The organism is Rhodococcus sp. R1101, from assembly GCF_000278445.1.
GTDB classification, from domain to species: domain Bacteria; phylum Actinomycetota; class Actinomycetes; order Mycobacteriales; family Mycobacteriaceae; genus Rhodococcus; species Rhodococcus gordoniae.
Genome location: NZ_AJVB01000825.1, coordinates 1 through 909 on the forward strand (window position 1 = coordinate 1; position 909 = coordinate 909).

A 909-nucleotide genomic window follows, 5' to 3' on the forward strand; every position below is an offset into this window, starting at 1 on the left:
GTTCCGGGGAGGCGCTGAGCACCGCCACCTCGGGGAAGTCGAGCAGCGCGCTGTAGGGGGTGGGGCTGATCCGCCGCAGCACCCGGTAGGTGCCGAGCGGGTCGAGGCCGCCGTCGACGGTGACGGTGTTCGTCAGACACACCTCGTAGGTCTCGCCGCTGCGGATCTCGTTCTGGCACTGGGCGATCAGATCGAGATACCGCTGCGGGGAGTGCCGCAGCCGCAGCTGCGGGCCGCCGTCCGCGCCGACCAGCGGCACCGGGGTCTGCTCGGCGGCGGGTTCGGGCAGGGCCGCCAGGATCGCGGCGGTCGCGTCGAACCAGGCGCCGGTCGCGGGATCGTCGGCGTCGTCGGTCAGGGCCAGCAGATAGCAGCAGCGCCCGTCGTGGTCGACGACCACCGCCCGGTCGGCGAACACCAGCGCGGCGTCGGCGTAGGGGGAGGTGTGCACGAGTTGACCCCCGGTGTCGGCCTTGAGTTCGTAGCCGAGATAACCGACGTAGCCGAGCGCGAACCCGAACGGCAGGTCGTCGCGGGGGGCGACGCGGCGCTGCGCGAGCCGGGCGGCCAGGTGGTCGAAGACGGTGCGGTGGTGTTCCTCGACGGTGCCGTCGGGGCGGTGTTCGCGCACGAGGCCCTCACCGACCCGGTAGGTCAGATAGTCGGCGCGAGGTCCGGCGCCGTTGCCGAGGACGGTGAACCGCGACTGCGGGTCGAGGGCGGCGCTGCCGTCGAGCCAGAAACCGTGCGGGCCGGGGGCGAAGACCGCCTCGTAGACGGCGGACGGGTCGGGGTGCAGCGGCAGGCGGCGGCTGGCGAGCACATACCGCGGGGCCGGTTCGGGTGCCGGTTCCGGGGCGGTGGGGGCGGTGACGGTGATCGGGCTGCGCGGTGGGGTGGCGTCGCGGA

The 909-nt window shown here is 73.8% G+C and carries 1 protein-coding gene; it reads right to left on the minus strand.

Translation table 11 applies throughout. From position 1 onward, the window contains the following. The coding region (locus R1101_RS0124505) for a chorismate-binding protein (RefSeq protein WP_016935766.1) at positions 1–909 on the minus strand (909 nt) is incomplete at both ends.